The organism is Candidatus Solincola tengchongensis (genome assembly GCF_015711935.1).
Taxonomy (GTDB): domain Bacteria; phylum Actinomycetota; class Geothermincolia; order Geothermincolales; family RBG-13-55-18; genus Solincola_A; species Solincola_A tengchongensis.
Genome location: NZ_MU158680.1, coordinates 2,394 through 4,544 on the forward strand (window position 1 = coordinate 2,394; position 2,151 = coordinate 4,544).

Consider the following 2,151-nt stretch of genomic DNA (forward strand, 5'->3'; position numbering starts at 1 on the left):
CGGCCCTCCCCGGGCGGCTTTGCCGTGTGTCCGCATTCCAGGGTCACGTCCAGGAGCTCCCGGCGTGAGAAGCTGAGACGGAACTCCTCCCGCCTTCCCGGCGCCAGCGTAAAATCCCTGCGCTCCACCCCGTCAAGGATTATCTTGAAGGTCCCTCCCCAGGGGGAGTGCATATCCAGGCCCAATCCCTCCAGCCCTCTGCCCCCGGCCATCAGGCGGGCTCTCCTCCCGGCCCAACGCGCCGGTCCGTCCTCCCATTCCTCCAGGTGGTACCATCCGGAGAGAAAGCAGTGTTCATCGGTTCCCGCCAGGTTCTCGCCCAGAAGACGGGCGAAGGGCTCCCCGTTTCTCTCCTCCTCAAAGTAATCGCCGAGGCGGGCCGATCGGCGTGCCCCGCATCGCGGACGGGGATTTCTCGCTCCAAAACGGCGCACCTCCACCCCGCAGTCCCATTCCGTCCCCGGGGGGAGCAGGTTATCCCAAATCAGATACCCCCGGGGCGAAGGCAGCAGGCACATGGAACGGGTGGTGATCACCTCCACCCGATGACCCCTGGAGGCCAGGCGGGTCATGAGATCCCTCAGGAACTTCTCGCCTCCGCCATGTACCTCCGCCCCGTAGCGATGGGTCACAAGGAGGATGCGCATGCTTTTCCCTCCTCAAAGGGCCTCGGGCAGGGTCTTGCACCCAAAGGCCCGCTCACAGGAACCTGTCCGTTTTCAGGCCTCGACCCCGCAACTCGAGGGAGATCACGGCGATGCCCAGATTGCGCAGGTCCTCCACCCCCAGTACCTCGCGGGGGCGGAAGGGGTTCAGGGTCTCTATCTCCACCTCCCTCGCCACCCCCTCCTCGGCCCGGGGCAGGGGGAGGCGATGCAGGCTCACGCGATTGGGCACCTCTATTATCCCCACCTCGCATCCGTCCACCCGGACGACCGCCCGGGAACCTCCTTCGGGGTGACCCATGCGGGTACGGATCAGCAGCTCCCTCCCCCCGGCGCCCCTGGCCCTCAGCAGGGCACGGGCTCTCTCTCCCGTCCAGCGGTAGACCAGACCGTTGCCGTCCTTCTCCCTCTCGAACCATCCCTCGACCAGGCCCTCCTCGCCCTTCCGGCCCATCTCCACCCTGCGTGGATGGGAATCCCGAACGGGAGAGAAAAGACGCCCGTCCTTCCCTTTTCGGGAACCGTGGTTGGGAGGGTTGCCCACCTGGGGATACAGCAGTCCCCTCCGGATCAACTCCCGGTCCGAACATCTCCTTCCGGCAACCACCTCGCCTCTCCGGCGCAAGGTGTCGGGCAGAAAGAGTAGGTTCCAGGCCACGGCCTGCGCCATACGCCCTCTCATGGCCCACCTTTCACGCAGTGAAAGAGCCTCCCTGCCCTCTCGGCCCACCTGGGCCAGGAACCAGTAAAGGTACTCCCGGTAAAGCCAGGCGAGGGTGCCGCCCTCCAGGTTCTTGATCCACGAACGCAACCTGCCGCGCTCATAATGGTATTTGTTGAAGGGCCTTCCCCTGCCCAGGGTGGTGTTCAGCCGGTGCCAGGCGGCGGCGCGCGGCTCGTAGACGACCCGGTATCCGTAGATGTTCAGGCGCCAACCGAGGTCGGCGTCCTCGTAAGCGTAACGGAGTCTCTCGTCAAAACCGCCGACCTTCCGCAGTGCCTCTCCGCGCACCATCATGGCCGCGGTGCAGGCATAGATGACCGGCAAGGGACGAGAGTAGACGCCCGCCCCTTCCTCCCGGAGTCCCCGATCCCAGGCATGGCCCAGGAGGTTTATCATTCCCCCCGCACTATTCAGCCTAGCCGGATCCTCCGGTGAGAGCAGACGCGAAGCGCAGGCAGCCAGGTCACCGCCCTCCCGGGAGAAGCGGTCCAGCATGACCTCCTCCCAGTCGGGAAATAGCTCAACGTCGTTGTCCAGGAAAGCGATGAAGCGCCCTCTGGCCCTCGCTGCACCTACGTTCTTGGCTCCAGCGGGACCCAGGTTGCGCCGGTTGACGATTACCTCCACTCCGGGGAAGGCGTCGCGTATCAACTCCACGCTCCCGTCGCAAGAGGAATCGTCCACTACGATGACCTCCCGCGAGGCCTTGGAGGTCTGAGACAGCACGGAGCGCAAGCAAGCGGGGAGGATGTCACAGCCCCG

At 65.3% G+C, this 2,151-nt stretch carries 2 protein-coding genes; both read right to left on the minus strand.

The annotated features are described in order from the left end of the window. Positions 1–647 (minus strand): hypothetical protein (locus tag H7007_RS12970; protein WP_287155760.1); only part of this gene is annotated, 647 nt, incomplete at its 3' end. A 52-nt stretch (positions 648–699) separates the two neighbouring features. After that, the coding region (locus H7007_RS12975) for a glycosyltransferase family 2 protein (RefSeq protein WP_287155761.1) at positions 700–2,151 on the minus strand (1,452 nt) is incomplete at its 5' end.